Consider the following 18720-nt stretch of genomic DNA (forward strand, 5'->3'; position numbering starts at 1 on the left):
GTTGTCAAGGTTGCGCTGGCACGCGCACACTGGCAACTATGACCGACACTCCTTTTCTCCAGCTCAATGACGGCCACCGCATTCCGCAATTAGGCCTGGGCACTTACAAGATGGATGACGCCACTGCCCGCAGCGCAGTGCGCACCGCCATCAGCCTCGGCTACCGCCATATCGACACCGCAGCCTTCTATGACAATGAGGGCGGTGTCGGTGCAGGCATTGCCGACGCCATCGCCGCCGGTGATGTCTCCCGGGAGGACCTCTACGTCACCACCAAGGTGTGGAATGACGACCAAGGAGCCGAACGCACCCGCGCCTCTGCTGCCGCGAGCCTGCAGCGTCTCGGTCTGGACTATGTGGACCTGCTGCTTGTGCACTGGCCGGTGCCCTCCGCCGGCCGCTATGTCGAGACGTATGAAACCATCATGGAGCTGCGTGACGAAGGCCTCACCCGTTCTGCTGGGGTGGCGAATTTCTACCCGGAGGTCCTCGCTGACCTGCCGGAAGCGCCCGCAGTCAACCAGGTGGAGCTGCACCCGGGGTATCCGCAAAATGATCTCGTCGCCGAGCATGCCAAGCGCGGCATTATTACCGAGAGTTGGGCCCCGCTGGGTCGCGGCCAGGACTTCGACAATCCGCAGCTGAAGCAACTCGCCGCCGACTTGGGCCGCACTCCTGCCCAGGTGGTGTTGCGCTGGCATCTCGATCGCGGCCTGGTGGCCATCCCGAAGTCCGCCCATGCGGATCGGGTGGCGGAAAATTTCGACGTGCTGGATTTCCGTCTCGACGACACGGCGATGACCGTCCTGGCGGGTCTCGCCGGCACTGCTGGGAATCGGCGAATTGGCGGCGACCCGCGCACTTTTGGCGGGTAATCTACAGTCATGTCGAACGCCCCAGAGGTTCGTGTTGCCCATAGTGGCGCCATAACTGAGATCACTATTGATCGCGACCACCGCCGCAATGCATTGTCGACGTCGGTATGTGCTGCCATTGCCGACGGTGTCGATGCCGCCGCCGCGCGAGATGACGCCCGTGTCATTGTGTTGCGCGGTGCTGGTCGGGCGTTTTGTGCCGGCGCGGATCTGGATGGGGCGCATATTGCCGAGGATTTCCACGCTGAGCTGCGCCGGATGCTGACCACTATGCAGGATTGTCCGCTCATCATTATTGCGGATATTCAGGGTCCGACGGTGGGGGCGGGGATGCAGCTGGCCATGGCCGCGGATTTGCGGGTGGTGGGTCAGGGCGCCTGGTTCCAGGTGCCTCCGGTGAAACTGGGGATTGCGGTGGATCCGTGGACTATTCGCCGGGCTCAGGTGTTGCTCGGTGGGGCGCGTTCGCGCACTCTGCTGTTGGCGGCGGCTCGGATGGATGTCGCTGGGGCGGTGGCCTGTGGTTTCGCCTCGTATGAGGGGGATTCCGCGCGTGCCGATGAGCTTGCCGACGAAATTTCCCGGTATGCGCCGATGAGTTTGCGCTATCACAAGATGGTGCTTAACGACGATGGTGTGCCCACAGAGGCTGAGCGAGAGCTGTATCAGGCGGTGTGGGCCTCTGCGGATGCTGCTGAGGCTGCTGCTGCGCGCGCTGAGCGTCGGGCGCCGGTTTTTCGGGGGAAATAGCGATATAGCTGGTCAGGGCGGGGGGGATGTGGGGGTAAAGCCATTAATGATGGTTAATTAACTGGTCAGTGGTGGATTTCCACGGTTTTTCCGGAATTAGTTCCGCGGCTCGCCGCGCCTAATGTATTTTCTTTTGCAAATACGAAAAAGCGCTGCCCCTCAACCGGAAAGGTTCATCGTGAGCACACACCCCGTGCCGGAGGCCCGGCACACTCCAACGGCGGAGGAGTACCGCTACGTCCAGCAGACGGAGGAGTTCCAGCTGCTCCGCTCCACCTTCCGCGGTTTCGCCATCCCACTGACTATCGCTGGTCTGCTCTGGTACTTCACCTACGTGCTGGTGGCCATCTTCGTGCCCGACATCATGACCTACCAGCTCATCGGCAATATCAATCTGGGCTTTCTGCTCGGTTTCCTGCAGTTCGTGACCACTTTCGCGATCACCGCCTGGTACATCACCTTCGGCAATAAGAACCTCACGGAGAAGCAGACCGTTATCCGCGAGGCCATGGAATCCGGCGAAATCGCGCAGCGCATCAAGGAGGGCAAGTAAGCCATGAATAACGTCATCTTCCTTGCCGAAAATGACCCGGCCTCAGCAGGCAACCCGATCCTCAATATCGCGGTCTTCGTGCTCTTCATCGTGGCCACCATGACCGTGGTGACCAAGGTCGGCAAGAGCGGCACCAAACGAGCCTCCGACTTCTACACCGGTGGCGCCCAATTCTCCGGCACCCAGAATGGTCTCGCTATCGCCGGCGACTACCTCTCCGCGGCGTCCTTCCTGGGCATCGTCGGTGCCATCGCACTCAACGGCTACGACGGCTTCCTCTACTCAGTTGGTTTCTTCGTTGCCTGGCTGGTGGCCCTGCTGCTCGTCGCCGAGCCGCTGCGTAACGTCGGCAAGTTCACTATGGCCGACGTGCTGTCCTTCCGACTGCGCCAGAAGCCGGTACGTACCGCCGCTGCTATCTCCACGTTGTTCGTGACCCTGTTCTACTTGGTCGCACAGATGGCCGGTGCAGGTTCCCTCGTCGCCGTGCTGCTCAATATTGACGAACCGATCTGGCAGTCCGTTGTGGTCGCCGTGGTGGGTGTCATCATGATCGCCTACGTGCTCATCGGCGGCATGAAGGGAACCACCTACGTGCAGATGATTAAGGCCGTGCTGCTTGTTGCCGCGGTCATCATCATGACCATCATCATCCTCTGGGGCGTGAAGGGTAATTTCTCCCAGCTGCTGCAAAACGCGGTTAACACCCACGCCGCCTCCGACACTGCCAAAGAAGCAGGCTACGACGCCCGCGCAATCCTAGAGCCCGGCCTGAAATACGGCGGCGACCTCGCGCATAAGCTCGACTTCGTCTCCTTGGGTCTGTCCCTGGTCCTCGGTGTTGCCGGCCTGCCGCACGTACTCATGCGCTTCTACACAGTCCCCAGCGCCAAGGAAGCTCGTAAGTCTGTGACCTGGGCCATCGTGCTTATCGGTGGTTTCTACCTGCTGACCCTGTTCCTCGGCTACGGTGCCGCCGCACTGGTCGGCCCGGACCGTATCCTCGCCGCCCCCGGTGGCGCGAACTCCGCGGCCCCCTTGCTTGCCTTCGAACTCGCCGGCCCCATCTTCATGGCCGTGGTCTCTGCCGTCGCCTTCGCCACCGTGCTCGCCGTTGTCGCGGGCCTGGCCATTACGGCCTCGGCATCCGTCGGCCAGGACCTCTACCAGGGAGTTATCCGCAACGGCCAGGCCACCATGGCTGAGCAGGTGCGCGTGTCTCGAATCACCGTCGTTGTGCTCGGCGTAGCCGCCATCGTCTTGGGCATCCTCGCGATGAGCCAGAACGTGGCCTTCCTGGTCTCTTTGGCCTTCGCCATCGCCGCCGCCGCGAATGTGCCGACCATCCTGATGTCCCTGTTCTGGCGACGCTTCAACACCACCGGCGCAGTGGCCTCCATGTACACCGGCGTCATCGGGTCCCTGGTGCTCATCGCCTTCTCCCCGGCGGTCTCCGGTGCCGCCAAGGCAATGCTGCCGAATATGGACTTCGCCTGGTTCCCGCTGACGTCACCGGGCTTGGTCGCTATCCCGTTGGCCTTCCTCGCCGGCATTATCGGCACCCTCGTCGGCAAGCCGGATGATTTCGACGACCTCGCCGCCGAGATGGAAGTCCGCTCCCTGACCGGTGTGGGTACTGAGGCGGCGGTCGATCACTAGTGCTTATCGGTGACCGATAAGATAGAGACGATTCACCACGGCTCACACGGAGGTTCTGTACCCATGACCGACACTGGTTCCGAGATTCGCCACAGCGCGCTGTACAACGAACATGTGGCGATGGACGCCCACCTCGCCACTGTCGGTGGCTGGGAAGTGCCCATGCACTACAGTTCCCCGGAGGAGGAGCACCGCGCCGTCCGCGAAACCGTCGGTGTATTCGATCTGTCCCAGATGGGCGAGATTCGGGTCTCCGGGCCCGACGCCCCGTCCTTCCTTGCCCATTCATTGATCTCCGCCATGAAGCCCATCGCACTGGGTAAGGCGAAGTACACGATGATGGTGCAGGAAGATGGCGGCATTATCGACGACCTCATCGCCTACCGCCTGGCCGCGGAGTCCTACCTGCTGGTGCAAAATGCCCGCAATTGTGACGATGTGCTCGCGACCTTGGAGGAGCGCGTCGGCGGTTATGACGTCGAGTTGGTGAACCTCTCCCAGGACGTTGTGCTGCTGGCGGTCCAGGGCCCGAAGGCGGAAAAGCTGATGCAGCGTCTGACTAGCGAGGACGCTAAGGAGACGGTGTCGAGTCTGCGGTACTACTCCTGCACCCACCTCGATGTATGTGAGGTGTCGACGTTGGTTTCGCGTACCGGCTACACCGGTGAGGATGGCTTCGAGCTGTTCGTCCCCGCCGAAGAAGCCACGAAGGTCTGGCAGACCATTCTGGAGGAAGGCAAGGACCTCGGTATCCGTCCGTGTGGCCTGTCCTGCCGCGACACCCTGCGCATTGAGGCCGGCATGCCGCTCTACGGCCAGGAACTCTCCCGCGAACACAACCCGCTAGAGGCCGGTTTCGCCGCGCTGATCAGCCCCACCAAGGGCCGCTTCATTGGCCGCAATGCGCTGATTAACCAGCCGGAGCCGCGCCGTCTCCTCGTCGGTCTCACCTTCGAAGGCGATACCGCACCGGCAGAAGGCGATGTGCTTACCGACGATGAGGGCAACGAGGTCGGCTACATCACCTCGGCGATTGTCAGCCCGACCCTGGAGCAGCCCATTGCCATGGCCTACCTGGATAAGTGGATGTCCACTACCGGCACCAAGGTCACCGTTGGAGATAAGGTCGGCACGGTTTCCCCGATGCCGTTCTACAGCCGCAAGAAGCGCTAATTAACCAAAAATCTGGCGACGATCGTTGGCGACAGTCTTGTCGTCCAGCGTCGTCGCCGCGCCGTAGCGCTGGTTGAGGAAGGTCTCACACGCTGCGGCGAGTTGGCGCGCGTCATAGAAATTCAGCAGCAGAATCTGCTCGCCGTCACCATTGCGCAGCTGCAGGCGCAGCTGACCATTTTCTTCAATGATGTCGGTGTGCACCGGCTGGCCAGCAGCGTCAGTGAATTTAGGAGTGCGCGCAGTCATGGCGCACATTATTGCACGCGGGGGACAGAGCGCCCTAGGTAGGAATCCAACCAGCGACGTTTGTTATCGGTGAGACTTAAGTACTTACCCCACGCTGTGTGCCCTACAACGAGTTAATGTGCTTTTCGGTCGCTGGTATGGCCTGGACGAGACGGTCTCGCACGTGGGCTACCTCATCTGCAAGCCTTGGTGCGTGTGGTTTGAATACACGCCCCTTGCGTTGACACCAGGAATACTCTCAGCGCGGCGTGCATGATCGAAATCTGCCAGTGATTCGAGCGAGCGTCCCATGAATCACGCTCATGGCCACATGTCACACGAGTAGATAATTATGCCACGCTCTGGAAGTTCGGCACGATGCGTTTGAAGCCGCAAGTCAGCACGCAAGTCGATTTAACGCTTCGTGAAAGCCGGGCCGGTTGCGTGTGAAACCGCTTATGGCGTCGGGGAAGGATTTGGCTAGGTGTAGTGGTTTAGCAGGGCGGGCTGACTCGCGAGATTCTGATCCCTGGCTCTGACGCTGGTGTGATCCAACCCTTGGCCTACACCGTCGACTTACCCTGCCCCGAATCTCTGCCCCTGTCCCACCGACATTCAAACGGATCCCAGCCCCGGCACTGGTTCGAACGACCGCCGTCGGTGTCGACGGACCTGAAATCAGGCTACTGAACCTGCTTAGTGAAAAATCCGGGCTTGGTTATGTTCCTACGGCGGATTTCGAAATCAATCTACTCAACAAGTCCGACACGGCTCAATTATCTGGCTACGATTTACCGAGCTATCCCGATCCGTCAAAGAGGCCCCTTGTTGGCGATGCGACTGTCGATGCCTGCCATAGATTGTACTTCGTCCACTGAAAAGCAATAGATGTTGTTGGGATCTAACCAACTGATGCATTATCTATAGTTGACTAGCCAGAACTCGAAACGTTCGTACTTTTGACATAAGAAGTCGAACTAGAGAAATTATCCTCATCACCTTTCTGTTTGCAATTAGAGAAAGATGCAGCAGCTTCGGGCCTATCCTGGTCGAACCCGAGGAGTGAAACGAGTTTATCGGAAGCCATTGGACCTGTTCCTGCAAGAAGGAGCTGAAGAACTTCTTCCGTTGAGAAACTTCTGGATGGAATACTATGGGAAAACAGTGTCGCGCGACTTGTTGAATCAGTTTGCGTACCTTTTGGCTTCACGGTTACCGGAAAGTGCTGCACATATTAGAACAGCTACCTGTATAACAAATCCCATAATCGGGGTAATTATGAGTAGATCGTGGTAATCGGAGGTTGACGATTTGAAAATTAGAAGGAATGTGATATCTATTACTATTGCCACTGCGCCGACCATGGCAGATGCCATTAGGTAGGGTGCGGCTTTCTTGTGTGCTGCGTCCCACGCGGCATCGGAAAGCGTGGTATGTTTAGTTCGAATTCCCAGTGCGGAATTTCTCGTTAAGTTTCCGCTTAAGGATGCCTTTGCGATTGCATACGATAGAATCGTAAGAAGGAAGTTTCCTATCGCGAGGGATATGTAGCCTGAAGGTTCCAATGTTGTCCTTTTGTGAACGAATTTTTGGTGTGGGTCCTATGCCTACCTTAGATGTCACATGTTGTCTAGGAGTGGATTTTTCTGTTGGCAGGACGTGTTTAACTGCCTCTTCGCGTTTGGGAGTGTGTAGTTGAGCCGGGGCCGTGACCCGGGTAGGCGCAGTCGGGTGAAAACGCGGGCGGTAACGCCAGTCACCAAGGCGCGGGCCTGTGGGCCAACCAAGAGGCGGGCAATTCGGTATGGAGCCCGAAGCCAGCGAACAACAGGGGAAGTGGATCATCGAGCGGAGGAACTCGTCGGTGATGTCATCGGCATGGTCTGTCAGGCAGCCGAAGAGGCTTGCCAAGCCCTCGAGTCCCGTGTGCAGCCCGACGCGCCGAGCCTGGCTGCCGTCATTGCCACCGACCGGTGCAGCGTCGCACAGTCTCCTCGACCGGCACCGAGATCTGCTTCAGCGGGAACAGGTGGAGGCAGCTTCGCATCCGCCTGTTCGACGGTGCGCGAGCATCACAACGGTCACCGGGACGAGTCCTCCGGCGGTCACGTTCCGACACTCTCAAGGACGCGCCCGAAACCGGGAACTCCGTACCGACGCGAGGCGGTAGCAGATTCGCAGCTCCGCGCTTCCGTGCCCGGTTCGGCTGTCGTCGACATCGAGCAGTAGCCGATGCAGTAGTCGAACCGGAGCCACGTACCGCTCACTCGCAGCCCCCTTCGTGGTCGCAGTCAGTTGGCGACATGCGCCTGTTTTCGGATCCGCCGAGGCGCGACAAGGACTGTGTCGCGGCCTGTCCGGCAGGCCGAACTCAGCACCGGCAGTGAGCGTTCACCGCTTCAGAAGAACACCTCTCCGTCTCATCACCCGCGTCCCCTACCCGGCCACAGAGCACCGTCCCTTCCCTCCCCGGAACCCATCGCTGATACAACCACCGGACCGTCCATCACCGCCCTGATTCCAGCGCCCAACAGCATGATCCACCGTTCCCCGGTAAGGTCGATAGAAATCCGATGGGATATATGTTCATTTCAGTTGAGTTCTAGCTCGTCCCCCTGGTCAGCTTCTTCTCTGAGCCAAGTAGTGGCCCACCCTTTGAATAGCTTAGAGATACTCGTCTTTCGCTTCAGTGCTTCCAACTTGAGGTTCTCCACAAGACGCTCGTCATCGACGTAAAGCCTCAGCGACAAACAAGTGAGATGGCTCGAGAGCTTTCCCGGCCTCCCTAAAGGGAATGGCTAGGTGGAGTGGAGTCCGTTTTCTGCGCCCCAGAGAGGAATCGAACCTCCGACACCGGCTTTAGGAGAGCCGTGCTCTATCCACTGAGCTACTAGGGCAGTGCTTTGAACAATATCGCACCTATAGTTGTACTTTCGAACCCGCACCACTAGAGGTATGCCTAACCTAAATGTTACTGTCGTGAGGTAGTCGTCGTTGCAGTAGAGAGGGGCGCATACGCGTGTCAACTGCACTATCTCAAGACAGTCCACCTCAGTCGGATGTTGCGAAGGCTAAAGCTGACCGCGAGCATGCCAAACAAGCACTGCATAAGCTCATGGAGCCGATTAGCGGCGATCTCATCATCGCCCGCCTCCTCGCTGCAGTAGGCGCACTATTCGGCATCATGCCGTTCGTCGCCATCTGGAAACTCGGCGGAATCTTCCTCGACGCCGCTGGGAATAAACCCCTCGATGACGGTGCTGTGTGGACCTGGATACTTATCCTGATCATCGCTTTCCTCGCCGCCACCGTCGTGACCTTCTTCGCTAGCACCGTCGCCCATAAGGCCGATGCGAAGTTCTCCAACGAGGTGCGTCAGCAGATGGTGCACCGCCTTGGCGAAGCCCCGTTGGCCTGGTTCACCACCAACAATTCCGGGCGTGTGCGCAAGGCTCTTATGGATGACCTCCGCCTCATCCACACCCTCATCGCACACCTGCCAGTCGATTCCACCCAAGCGATCATCAAGCCGCTAGGCCTCATCATTTTGTCCTTCGTCATTGATTGGCGGCTAGGGCTGCTCACCATCTCCCTCAATATTGTCTACCTGCTCATGATGCTGGGAATGATGGGGGATATGGGAACAAAGACCCTGGAGGTTGACGCCAACCTGTCTCGGGTGTCCTCCACAATGGTCGAGTTCGTCACCGGCATCACCGTCGTTAAGGCCTTCGGTGCCGTCGGTAAGGCCCATCGCCGCTACCAGGAAGCTGCCGACGTTTTTTCCCGCCACTACCGAGCGTGGGCACAGGAAAATTTGGTGCTGTCGTCACTGTCGATGGCGATTATCGCGGTGCCGATGGTGCTCCTGGTCAATCTCGGTGTCGGCGGGTGGATGGTGCACGTCGGTTGGGTCGAAGCTAACCAGGTAGTCGTGACAACCCTCATCGCACTGATACTGCCTCAGGCAATCCAGGATCTTGGTGGCAATATGTGGGCCTACCAGCTAGCTTCCGGTGCCGCAGTGCGCATCGTGGAGACCACTGAAATCCCAGTACTGCCCGAGTCCGACACCAACACCACCCCGAACGGCCACGACATCGTCTTCGATGATGTCACCTTCTCCTACGGCAATACCCTCGCCGTCGATCAAGCCAGCTTCACCTGCCCGCAAGGCAGCGTGACGGCACTGGTCGGCCCATCCGGCTCCGGCAAGTCCACGCTGGCAACGCTTGCGGCCCGGTTCGCTGATCCCGACGCCGGGGAGGTCCGCATCGGCGGGGTGCCTCTGCCCGAAATGACGACCGAGACCCTCTACCAGCAGATCGCATTCGTCTTGCAGGACCCGCAGCTTATTCGGGCCTCGGTTCGCCGCAACATCACCCTCGGCAAGCCCGATGCCACTGATGAGGAAGTCCGCGCCGCCGCAGCCGCCGCCCAGATTCTCGAGGACATAGAGGCCCTGCCCGACGGTTTCGACACCATCGTCGGCGAGCACGCGAACCTTTCCGGTGGTCAGCAGCAGCGCATCGCGATTGCGCGCGCCCTCGTTATGGATGCTCCGATCCTGCTGCTTGACGAAGCCACCGCATTTACTGACCCCGAGTCCGAGGCCGATATTCAGCAAGCCCTGACCACGCTTGTAAAGGGCCGTACCGTACTGGTGATTGCCCACCGGCCGGAGTCGATTATCGGCGCCGACCAGATCGTCATTGTCGACCGGGGCCGCGTTGTGGCTACCGGCACTCACGGTGAACTCAAAAACCACCCCGGCTACGCGCGACTGTGGAAAGCCGCCGAAGTTCGTGGAGCAGAGCAGGAGTAATCGCGATGAATGTGGCTTCTTTTAATGCCGTCCAGGTAGCCAAGCGGCTTTCCGGCGACCCCGAAGGCGTCAACCGCCTGGTTCGCTGGGGAGTTGCTGTGGGCATCGCCGAAGGCCTTGGTCTGGTTGCGTTACTGCCCGCACTGACCGCCTTAGCCACCGGTGAGGAAGTATTAGGCCTTGGCTTCGTCGGTTGGGTAATTGTTCTGGCGGTACTCGCCATCGTGGGCGCCGTTGCTTATTTGATGCGTCAGTTCGTCGGCTACACCATGGCGATGAATTTCATGAACAATCTGCATCGCCTGGTCGGCGACCAGATTTCTCGACTGCCCCTGGGGTGGTTCGCCAAGGCCAACGCGGGCGCCATTTCGCGCAGCGTATCCGGGGAACTGATGATGGCCGGTGAAATCTTGGCCCTCACCACAATGACGCTGGTCGGCAATACCGTATCGATCATTGTGGTGATCATCGGTTCTTTCCTCTGGGACTGGCGCCTTGGCCTGGTCATGCTCCTCTCCATCCCGCTGTTCGCGCTGCTGGTCACGCTGAATACCAAGTGGTCAAAAACTGCGGACAGTATTGCCGATCCACCCACCGACGAGCTTTCCAACCGCGTTATTGAATTCGCCACTCGCCAGCAGGCTTTGCGCGCCACCGGTCAATCCACCAACTATCCCGAGCTGCTTGAGGCCAATGAGAATTGGTACCGCAGCCTGCAAAGGTCTGGCCGCTATAAAGCCGCGGGCGCTGTCGTCGGTACCGTTTTCACGCAGATCGTCATCGTGCTGCTCATCATTATTGCGGCCTGGTTGACGCTCTCCGGTGCCATGAGTCCCATTGAGGGGCTGGTTTTCATTGGCATGGCGCTTCGTTTCACCCAGATGGTGGATACCATCGTGAAAGCCACGCTGGCCATGGAGGAACGTCGCCGCGTAACTGACCGGCTCGACGACATCCTCACCGCCAAGCCGCTACCTGAGCCGGAAACGTCCGCGCAGCAGCCCACTCCAGGGTCCGTGGAGCTTGCCGACGTGACATTCGGCTATGAGGAAGACACCCCCGTTCTTCGCGACGTGTCCTTCCAGGTCCCGGCGAATACTATGTGCGCCCTGGTGGGCCCGTCCGGCTGCGGTAAGACCACCGTTGCCCGTCTTATTAGCCGCTTCTACGAGGTTGACTACGGTGCGGTGAAAGTTGGTGGAGTCGAGATCGGCCAACTCACCACCGAAGACTTAATGAGCCAGCTTTCCATGGTCTTCCAGGACGTTTACCTTTTCGACGACACTCTCGAGGCCAATATCCGGGTGGGTAAGTTCGACGCCACCACCGAAGAGATCGAGGAGGCCGCCCGCTTAGCCGGTGTCACCGAGATCGTGGACCGGCTCCCCGAGGGCTGGCACACCCCAGTAGGGGAGGGCGGTCGTGCTCTTTCCGGCGGTGAACGTCAACGCGTAGCCATTGCCCGTGCCTTGCTGAAACAAGCCCCGATTGTGCTGTTCGACGAGGCCACCAGCGCCTTGGACCCCGAAAATGAGGACAACATCATCGCCGCTACGGAGAAGCTACGCGAGCACGCCACTCTGATCGTCATTGCCCATAAACTCGACACGATCGCTCGCGCGGACCAGATTGTGCAGTTCACTGCCGATGGTCGCGTTGAAGGCGTGGGCACGCATGACGAACTGCTCCGCAGCGGAGGAACGTACCAAAAATTCTGGCGCAGCCGCAGTGCCGCCCAGGGCTGGCGCCTCAGCTAGCTTTCCCAGTCCAATGTACGTTGCACCGCGTCGCCCCAACGGCTGAAAAGCCGGTCCCGCTCGGATTCCGGCATCTTCGGCGTGAAGGTGCAGTCCTCCCGCCACATTGTCCGGATCTCGTCGGTTGATTCCCAGAATCCCACCGCAAGACCAGCCGCGTAGGCGGCACCAAGGGCGGTGGTTTCGGTAATCACCGGGCGGGTGACATCAACACCGAGCACATCGGCCTGGAACTGCATCAGCAGGTCATTGCCGGTCATGCCGCCATCGACCCGCAGCGTCGACAAGGGCACACCAGAGTCGGCATTCATCGCCTCGACAACCTCACGGGTTTGGTACGCCGTGGCCTCCAGGGCGGCACGGGCAATATGACCCTTATTGACGTACCTGGTCAGGCCGACGATCACGCCGCGCGCATCAGGGCGCCAATGCGGCGCTAATAGCCCGGAGAAAGCCGGCACAATAAAGCAGCCGCCGTTATCCTCCACCGTCTCGGCCAGTGTCTCAACTGCCGGAGCATTCGGGATGAGACCCAAATTATCGCGCAGCCACTGCACCAAGGAGCCCGTCACCGCAATAGAACCCTCGAGGGCATAGGCCGGCATTTCCTCACCGATGCGGTAGGCCACCGTCGTGATCAAGCCATGATCGGAGCGCTGCGGCACCGTGCCGGTATTGAGCAGCAAGAAATTGCCGGTGCCGTACGTATTCTTCGCCTCACCAGGCTCTAAGCACGCCTGGCCGAAGGTGGCGGCCTGCTGGTCACCCAAGATGCCGCCAATCGGCACGCCACTGACCGGTCCGGACCAGCGCACCTTACCCAGGTACTGCGAAGAACTGACGATCGTCGGCAGCATCGACATCGGAATGCCCATCGCGTTGCACAGTTCCTCGTCCCACTCCAAGGTTTCGAGGTTCATCAGCATGGTGCGCGAAGCATTAGTGACATCGGTGGCGTGCAGGGCGCGGCCATCACGGCGGGTGAGGTTCCACACCAACCAAGAATCCACCGTGCCGAAGAGCAGATCCCCCTTCTCCGCCCGCTCTCGAGCCCCGTCGACATTATCCAAAATCCAGGCGATCTTCGGCCCAGAGAAATACGTCGAAATCGGCAGGCCCGTCACCCGGCTGATCCGTTCCGAGCCGACCTCCTGCTCCAGGCGTTGGCACATCTCACTGGTGCGAGTGTCCTGCCACACGATGGCGTTATACACCGGCTCACCGGTGTCCTTATCCCACACCACGGTGGTTTCCCGCTGGTTGGTGATACCCAGGGCCGCGATATCGGTAGCGGGGTGCTCCGAGTTGGCGGTGACGTCGGCAAGCACACGGCGCGTATTCGCCCACAATTCGCGGGGGTCATGCTCCACCCAGCCGGGCCGCGGCATGATCTGCCGGTGCTCCAGCTGGCTCAGCCCAGCGCGCTCACCGTTGTGGTCAAACAGGATGCAGCGGGTGGATGTGGTGCCCTGGTCGACGGCGGCGATAATCGACCCGCCGCCACGGTTAAACAGGGCCCGCGCCTGGGTCTCCAGCTGGGAGGTGAACTGTCCGGGGATACGCACGGGTCTAGCTCACCGGCCGCGATTCGCCCTGGCGGCCGGGGTAGGGGCGCGGCGCTACAGCCTTGCGGCCAAGGCTTTGCTCCACCCACCGGCGCACCGTGTCCTTCGCTGCGGTGCAGCCCTCGGATACCGTCACCGGCTCCACTGTCGGATCGTCGTTCTCAATAACCCTCTTCGGGTCGCCGGCGGCATAGACCACAATCTCGGCCTCGTCTTCGTCCACCGGGGTCACAATGACCTCGCCGATAAGTTCCACGTCGGCCTGCTCGCAGACTGCCCAACGGAACACCCGGCCGGCCGCAAAATCGGCGTGCGCATCGGCGATATATTCCTCCGTGACAGCGCGGCCATGCGCCTTACCCAGCGCAACGGTGTCGTCCACACGCTCATCATGGCGCAGTGGGCGCAGGTAGAAGCGGCCAGCGTTGAGTTCGATCGGGTCCATGGCGGGTACCTTCCCTTGGTTAGGTGATCTCCACGAGTACGTCACCCTTGCCCACGCCCGAGCCGGCTTCCACAGCCAGGCCGGTAATGGTGCCCGCGCGGTGCGCACGGACCGGGTTTTCCATCTTCATAGCCTCAAGTACGCACACCACGTCACCCTCGGCGATTTCTTGGCCTTCTTCGACCTCCACCTTGATCACAGTGCCCTGCATCGACGCCACTACGGCATTACCGGAGGCAGCCAATGCAGCCCCACCGGAACGACGCTTCGGTGCTTTCCGACGCGGTGCTCCGCCGCTGAGATCGATCTCCCCGGGAAGAGCAACCTCAACGCGGCGACCATCGACCTCAACGACGATGGTCTGCGGCGGCAATGAGGTGTCCGCAACCGGGGTGGAGTCCTGCTCGGGCAGGTCTTGGTCCCATTCCTCTTCAATCCAGCGGGTGTAGACATCGAAGGATTCGCCATCGCCGACGAAGGCGGGGTGCTCCACCAGCGCGCGGTGGAACGGAATGATTGTGGCCAGGCCAGCGACGGTGTACTCATCCAGCGCCCGGGTGGCCCGGCGCAGCGCCTCTTCGCGGGTCGGGCCCCACACAATGAGCTTGGCCAGCATGGAGTCGAATTGCCCGCCGACGATATCGCCTTCGCGGATACCGGAATCCACCCGCACCCCAGGCCCAGACGGCTCGCGGTAGTTGGTGATGGTGCCGGGCGCGGGCATGAAATCATGCGCCGGGTCTTCACCATTAATCCGGAACTCGAAAGCGTGGCCCCGCACAACCGGGTCCTCGGTGATCTCCAGCGGCTTGCCCTGGGCAATATCGAACTGGGCGCGCACCAGATCCATGCCGGTGACTTCCTCAGTCACCGGGTGCTCCACCTGCAAACGAGTATTGACCTCGAGGAATGACATCAAACCATCAGAGCCGACCAGGTACTCCACAGTGCCCGCACCCCGGTAACCGGCGGCGCGGCACAGCTGCTTCGCGGATTCACGCAAGCGACGGTCCTGCTCCTCGGTGAGGAACGGGGCGGGGGCTTCCTCGATGACCTTCTGGAAACGGCGCTGCAAGGTGCAGTCACGGGTTGATGGCACAATCACCGTGCCGTGTTCGTCGGCAAGCACCTGGCACTCCACATGCCGGGCCCGGTCCAGGTAGCGCTCCACGAAGCACTCACCGCGACCAAAAGCCGCCTCTGCCTCACGGGTGGCTGACTCGAACAGGTCCGGGATCTCCTCGATAGTGTGCGCGACCTTCATGCCGCGGCCACCGCCACCGAAGGAGGCCTTAATCGCCACCGGCAGGCCATGCTCCTTGGCGAAGGCCACCACCTCGGCGGCACTATCCACCGGTCCGGGGCTGCCTGGTGTCATCGGGGCGCCGGCCTCTACCGCCATAGTGCGGGCGGTGACTTTATCCCCCAGGGCGCGGATAGCTTCCGCGGGCGGGCCGATCCAGGTCAGCCCGGCATCGACGACAGCCTGGGCGAAATCGGCATTCTCGGACAAAAACCCATAGCCGGGGTGGACCGCATCGGCGCCGGCCTTAATGGCGACGTCGATGATCTTGTCCACCCGCAGGTATGACTCAGCCGACGTCTGGCCACCCAGCGCGAAAGCCTCATCGGCCATCTGGACGAACTGGGCGTGGGCATCCGGTTCCGCGTACACGGCGACAGAAGTGATGCCGGCATCGCGGGCGGCACGGATAATGCGCACGGCGATCTCGCCACGGTTGGCGATGAGCACTTTGCTGATGGTGCGGTCCGACTGTGAGGTCACGAACCCTCCTTAGCTATGGGTGGGTTCGTTCATTGTTCCACAGGTCAGGCTCGGATCAGGCTGGCGGCTCGCCGGGTTCTGCACCCCTGGCCACCGGCATCCGGATCATATTGCCCCACTCCACCCAGGAACCGTCATAGTTTCGTACATTCTCCCACCCCAGCAGGTGCCGCAGCACGAACCAGGTATGGGCCGAACGCTCACCGATCCGGCAGTAGACGACGGTGTCATCAGCTAAGTCGCCGTACACCCGCTCCAAGTCGGCCCGGGACCGGAACCGCGAATTCGGGTGCACCGCCTCCGACCACGGAATATTGCGCGCCGTGGGGATATGCCCACCACGCAGCACACCTTCTTGCGGATAATCCGCCATATGCGTGCGGTTGCCGCTGAACTCCTCCGGGGTCCGCACATCAATCAAGGTGCCCTTGCCCATCAGGTCCAGCACCTCGGGGAAGAACGCCCGCTGCTGAGCGTCGGAACGCTCCACCACGGGGTAGTCGCTGCGCGGGTATTCGGGCACCTCGAAGCTGGTATCGCGTTCCTCGGTCATCCACGCATCGCGGCCGCCATCGAGGAGCCGGACGTCGGGATGCCCAAAAAGCTCGAAAACCCACAGCGTGTAGGCAGCCCACCAGTTGGACTTATCGCCATAGATCACCACGGTGTCATCGCGGGAAATGCCGGATTTACGCATCAGCTCCGCGAACGCCTCCGCGTCTACATAATCGCGGGTAACAGCGTCGTTGAGGTCCTTATGCCAGTCGATGCGCACCGCACCGGGAATATGCCCAATATCGTAAAGCAGCGCATCCTCATCGGACTCGACCACCCGTAGCCCAGGTGTGCCTAGACAAGCCGCCAGCCAACTGCTGGACACCAGCGACTCGGGGTGTGCGTATTCCTGGAATGGGGCATGCGGGTCATGCGGAACGGACATGCCACCAGCCTAACCGCGCTTATTCCAGAAATCGGATATATCCAGCTCATGGGCGGCAAGTGTCCGCCGGATCAGGGGCAAAGACAGCCCCAGCACACTCGACGGGTCCCCATCGACCCCATCAATAAACCAACCACCCAGGGCCTCCAGGGTAAACGCACCAGCACAGCCCAGCGGCTCACCAGTGCGCGCATACGCTTCGATATCAGCATCCGACGGGGTGCCGAAGCACACCAAGGTCGACACCGCATCAGCGCTGACCGCATCGGCTTGTCCTGGCCGACGAATCGTGATGCAGTGCCCGGTAATCAACTCAGCCGTGCGCCCACGCTGCTGCCGCCACCGCCGAATGCACTCCGCAACCTCATGCGGCTTCCCGGAGAGCTGCCCGTCGAGCAGCAGCATCGAATCACAGGCGATAACGACGCTGACCTCCTCCGGGCCGGAATCCACCGCAACGGCAGCAGCTTTGGCCCGCGCCAAAGTACACACCGTGGTGTGCGGGCCAGCAGCATGCAATTCCGCCAGGATCGCGTCCTCATCCACCTCAGGGGCAATGACCTGTGGTTCGACCCCGGCATTACGCAGTACCGCCAGTCGTGAGGGCGAGCTCGACGCCAAAATAATCCGGTGCATCAGCGCTTCCCGGAACGCAGAAAACTCCCCGGGCTCGTCGCGGAACGATCCCGATCCCGGCTTGCCCAACCATCCCTGGTGGGGCTGCGCCGGGCCGTTAACCGGCTCAACACGTCGGCAAGCGCGGCGTGCTCAGCCTCGGTGGGGTTACCTTTACGAATCTCAAAATCGGTCATAGTGGCTGATTCCCATGCTTACGTTCCGGGGACGGCACTGCCTTACGCTGCAGCAAGTGCAGGCTCTCAATGAGCTGGGGGCGGGTATGCGCCGGCGGGATCACCGCATCCACATCACCGCGCGCCGCAGCCACATACGGGTCATCGCCGTGCCCAATCCGGGCAGTCGGCCACGCCAGATTCACATCCGTGCCCAGGCCCTTCGCGCCCAGCACACTGTAGGCAGTGCCGGTGGCCTGGCCGGTAATCACAGTCACCCGGCCGACGGTGGCCTCCGCCAGGGCGTAGGCCAGCTTCGCGCCGCGCCGGGCGATACCGGGCTCATCGGCGAAACCACAGGTGTCCACCAACAACACAACCGGGATATGGAAAGCATCACAGGTACGCACAAACCGGGCGGCCTTCTCCGCGGCCTCCCCGGTCACCACACCGCCGGACTCCTTCGGCTCCGTGGCCACCACACCCACCGGGGCGCCATCAATCCGGGCGAAGGTGGTCAGCATCGACGGGGCAGCCTCATCACCCAGCGGCAATAGTTCCGCATCATCGGCGATTCGGAACAGCACCTCCGCCATGCCATAACCACTGCCATCATCCGGCACGATACTGTCCAGCACCGGATCGTCATGGGGGGTCGGCGGCACCTCATAGCGCGGCGCCTCAGCCCGATTATTCGACGGCAAGTAGCTGAGCACCTCACGGGCCAACCGCACCGCCTCGGCGTCATCAAGGGCCTCAATATAGGCCGGGCCGGAGCCCGCGCCGATCACAACGTCGGCAAGCTCAGCCGGGTGCACATCCTGCGACCGTGGGCCGGACACCACCGCCACCTGCGGCACCACGCCGGAAGCATTCGCGGCTGCGGCAAAAATGCGGGACTGCAGGCCCAGGGCGGCCACATCATCGGCCTCGCGGGTGCCGGCGTCGGTATAGAACGTCACCACCGGGGTGCCGCTTTTTACCGCCAGCTCAATGACCTTCGCGATTTTCTCCCCGCTGACTTCACCCAGTTGCCCATTTTCGATAGTGGCGTCCTGCGCGGCGACACATACCGGGCGGCCATCGACCGTGCCGTAGCCAGTGATTGCACCATCGGTGACCGGGCCCGGATTCTCACCACGTCGGCGGGCGAGGGCATCGATCTCTACGAAAGAATCCTCGTCCAGCAGGGCGGTTACCTGGTCACGGGCGGTGAGCCGACCAGTATCGCGCAGTTCGGCGAGGGCGTCCTCACCCAGCGGGGCACGCGACTTCGCCAAACGACGCTGCAGGTCAGCGAGTTTTCCGGCCGTAGTTTTGGCGTCTGCAGCTGTGCTCATGCGGGAAAGTCTACGTTGCGAAGCGGTAACAGC

At 61.1% G+C, this 18720-nt stretch carries 17 protein-coding genes and 1 tRNA gene; 8 read left to right on the top strand and 10 right to left on the bottom strand.

Translation table 11 applies throughout. The annotated features are described in order from the left end of the window. Nucleotides 1-29 precede the first annotated feature (29 nt). From KRX51_RS06475 to gcvT, 5 genes are all read left to right on the top strand, one after another. Complete coding sequence (locus tag KRX51_RS06475) at nt 30-875, top strand: aldo/keto reductase (protein WP_370625071.1); 846 nt, start codon at nt 30-32, stop codon at nt 873-875. A gap of 9 nt (nt 876-884) precedes the next feature. Beyond that, complete coding sequence (locus KRX51_RS06480) at nt 885-1625, top strand: enoyl-CoA hydratase (protein ID WP_218362337.1); 741 nt, start codon at nt 885-887, stop codon at nt 1623-1625. A gap of 178 nt (nt 1626-1803) precedes the next feature. Then, nucleotides 1804-2178: a DUF485 domain-containing protein gene (locus tag KRX51_RS06485; protein ID WP_370625056.1), complete on the top strand. Its 375-nt coding sequence runs from the start codon at nt 1804-1806 to the stop codon at nt 2176-2178. Between the two features lie 3 nt (nt 2179-2181). Then, nucleotides 2182-3837: a cation acetate symporter gene (locus KRX51_RS06490; protein WP_218362339.1), complete on the top strand. Its 1656-nt coding sequence runs from the start codon at nt 2182-2184 to the stop codon at nt 3835-3837. 63 nt (nt 3838-3900) lie between these two features. Further along, complete coding sequence (gene gcvT, locus KRX51_RS06495) at nt 3901-5010, top strand: glycine cleavage system aminomethyltransferase GcvT (protein WP_218362340.1); 1110 nt, start codon at nt 3901-3903, stop codon at nt 5008-5010. Here the strand turns inward: gcvT and KRX51_RS06500 are convergent, their stop codons facing one another. Beyond that, complete coding sequence (locus KRX51_RS06500; protein WP_218362341.1) at nt 5011-5259, bottom strand: hypothetical protein; 249 nt, start codon at nt 5257-5259, stop codon at nt 5011-5013. A gap of 1163 nt (nt 5260-6422) precedes the next feature. Continuing rightward, nucleotides 6423-6803, bottom strand: coding sequence for an SdpI family protein (locus KRX51_RS10335; RefSeq protein WP_218362342.1), 381 nt, complete (start codon nt 6801-6803; stop codon nt 6423-6425). Between the two features lie 271 nt (nt 6804-7074). On the opposite strand from KRX51_RS10335, the gene KRX51_RS06510 reads away from it, so the two are divergent. After that, the gene (locus KRX51_RS06510; RefSeq protein ID WP_218362343.1) at nt 7075-7467 is read left to right on the top strand and encodes a hypothetical protein; all 393 of its coding nucleotides are present in this window, start codon (nt 7075-7077) and stop codon (nt 7465-7467) included. A 595-nt stretch (nt 7468-8062) separates the two neighbouring features. Here KRX51_RS06510 and KRX51_RS06515 read toward each other — a convergent pair. Then, a tRNA-Arg gene (locus tag KRX51_RS06515) sits at nt 8063-8135 on the bottom strand. A 122-nt stretch (nt 8136-8257) separates the two neighbouring features. Between KRX51_RS06515 and KRX51_RS06520 the strand changes: the two genes are divergently transcribed. Together KRX51_RS06520 and KRX51_RS06525 are read left to right on the top strand one after the other, a co-directional pair. Next, nucleotides 8258-10063 (top strand): ABC transporter ATP-binding protein, encoded by a 1806-nt coding sequence (locus KRX51_RS06520; protein ID WP_370625057.1) that lies wholly within the window; start codon nt 8258-8260, stop codon nt 10061-10063. Nucleotides 10064-10068: 5 nt separating this feature from the next. Then, nucleotides 10069-11820: an ABC transporter ATP-binding protein gene (locus KRX51_RS06525; protein ID WP_218362344.1), complete on the top strand. Its 1752-nt coding sequence runs from the start codon at nt 10069-10071 to the stop codon at nt 11818-11820. On the opposite strand, the gene glpK is transcribed toward KRX51_RS06525, so the two are convergent. From glpK to KRX51_RS06560, 7 genes are read right to left on the bottom strand one after another with little or no spacing between them, the layout of a single operon-like run. After that, nucleotides 11817-13334 (bottom strand): glycerol kinase GlpK, encoded by a 1518-nt coding sequence (gene glpK, locus KRX51_RS06530; protein WP_255549544.1) that lies wholly within the window; start codon nt 13332-13334, stop codon nt 11817-11819. The genes KRX51_RS06525 and glpK overlap by 4 nt on opposite strands. Nucleotides 13335-13389: 55 nt before the next feature. Further along, complete coding sequence (locus tag KRX51_RS06535) at nt 13390-13830, bottom strand: GNAT family N-acetyltransferase (protein ID WP_218362345.1); 441 nt, start codon at nt 13828-13830, stop codon at nt 13390-13392. 19 nt (nt 13831-13849) lie between these two features. Beyond that, complete coding sequence (locus KRX51_RS06540; protein ID WP_218362346.1) at nt 13850-15616, bottom strand: acetyl/propionyl/methylcrotonyl-CoA carboxylase subunit alpha; 1767 nt, start codon at nt 15614-15616, stop codon at nt 13850-13852. Between the two features lie 55 nt (nt 15617-15671). Beyond that, nucleotides 15672-16556, bottom strand: coding sequence for a sulfurtransferase (locus tag KRX51_RS06545; RefSeq protein ID WP_218362347.1), 885 nt, complete (start codon nt 16554-16556; stop codon nt 15672-15674). A 9-nt stretch (nt 16557-16565) separates the two neighbouring features. Then, nucleotides 16566-17192, bottom strand: coding sequence for a nucleoside triphosphate pyrophosphatase (locus KRX51_RS06550; RefSeq protein WP_218362348.1), 627 nt, complete (start codon nt 17190-17192; stop codon nt 16566-16568). Next, nucleotides 17192-17368 (bottom strand): acyl-CoA carboxylase epsilon subunit, encoded by a 177-nt coding sequence (locus tag KRX51_RS06555; protein WP_218362349.1) that lies wholly within the window; start codon nt 17366-17368, stop codon nt 17192-17194. Before KRX51_RS06555 ends, KRX51_RS06550 begins: the two co-directional genes overlap by 1 nt. Continuing rightward, the gene (locus tag KRX51_RS06560; protein ID WP_218362350.1) at nt 17365-18687 is read right to left on the bottom strand and encodes an acyl-CoA carboxylase subunit beta; all 1323 of its coding nucleotides are present in this window, start codon (nt 18685-18687) and stop codon (nt 17365-17367) included. Before KRX51_RS06560 ends, KRX51_RS06555 begins: the two co-directional genes overlap by 4 nt. Between the last annotated feature and the right edge of the window lie 33 nt (nt 18688-18720).

Source organism: Corynebacterium sp. TAE3-ERU12, assembly GCF_019209905.1.
Classification (GTDB): Bacteria; Actinomycetota; Actinomycetes; order Mycobacteriales; family Mycobacteriaceae; genus Corynebacterium.

Coding starts and splice junctions, on each gene's coding strand:
- KRX51_RS06480 (WP_218362337.1), top strand. CDS start 885: ATGTCGAACGCCCCAGAGGTTCGTGTTGCCCATAGTGGCGCCATAACT.
- KRX51_RS06490 (WP_218362339.1), top strand. CDS start 2,182: ATGAATAACGTCATCTTCCTTGCCGAAAATGACCCGGCCTCAGCAGGC.
- gcvT (WP_218362340.1), top strand. CDS start 3,901: ATGACCGACACTGGTTCCGAGATTCGCCACAGCGCGCTGTACAACGAA.
- KRX51_RS06500 (WP_218362341.1), bottom strand. CDS start 5,259: ATGACTGCGCGCACTCCTAAATTCACTGACGCTGCTGGCCAGCCGGTG.
- KRX51_RS06525 (WP_218362344.1), top strand. CDS start 10,069: ATGAATGTGGCTTCTTTTAATGCCGTCCAGGTAGCCAAGCGGCTTTCC.
- KRX51_RS06535 (WP_218362345.1), bottom strand. CDS start 13,830: ATGGACCCGATCGAACTCAACGCTGGCCGCTTCTACCTGCGCCCACTG.
- KRX51_RS06545 (WP_218362347.1), bottom strand. CDS start 16,556: ATGTCCGTTCCGCATGACCCGCATGCCCCATTCCAGGAATACGCACAC.
- KRX51_RS06550 (WP_218362348.1), bottom strand. CDS start 17,192: ATGCACCGGATTATTTTGGCGTCGAGCTCGCCCTCACGACTGGCGGTA.
- KRX51_RS06555 (WP_218362349.1), bottom strand. CDS start 17,368: ATGACCGATTTTGAGATTCGTAAAGGTAACCCCACCGAGGCTGAGCAC.
- KRX51_RS06560 (WP_218362350.1), bottom strand. CDS start 18,687: ATGAGCACAGCTGCAGACGCCAAAACTACGGCCGGAAAACTCGCTGAC.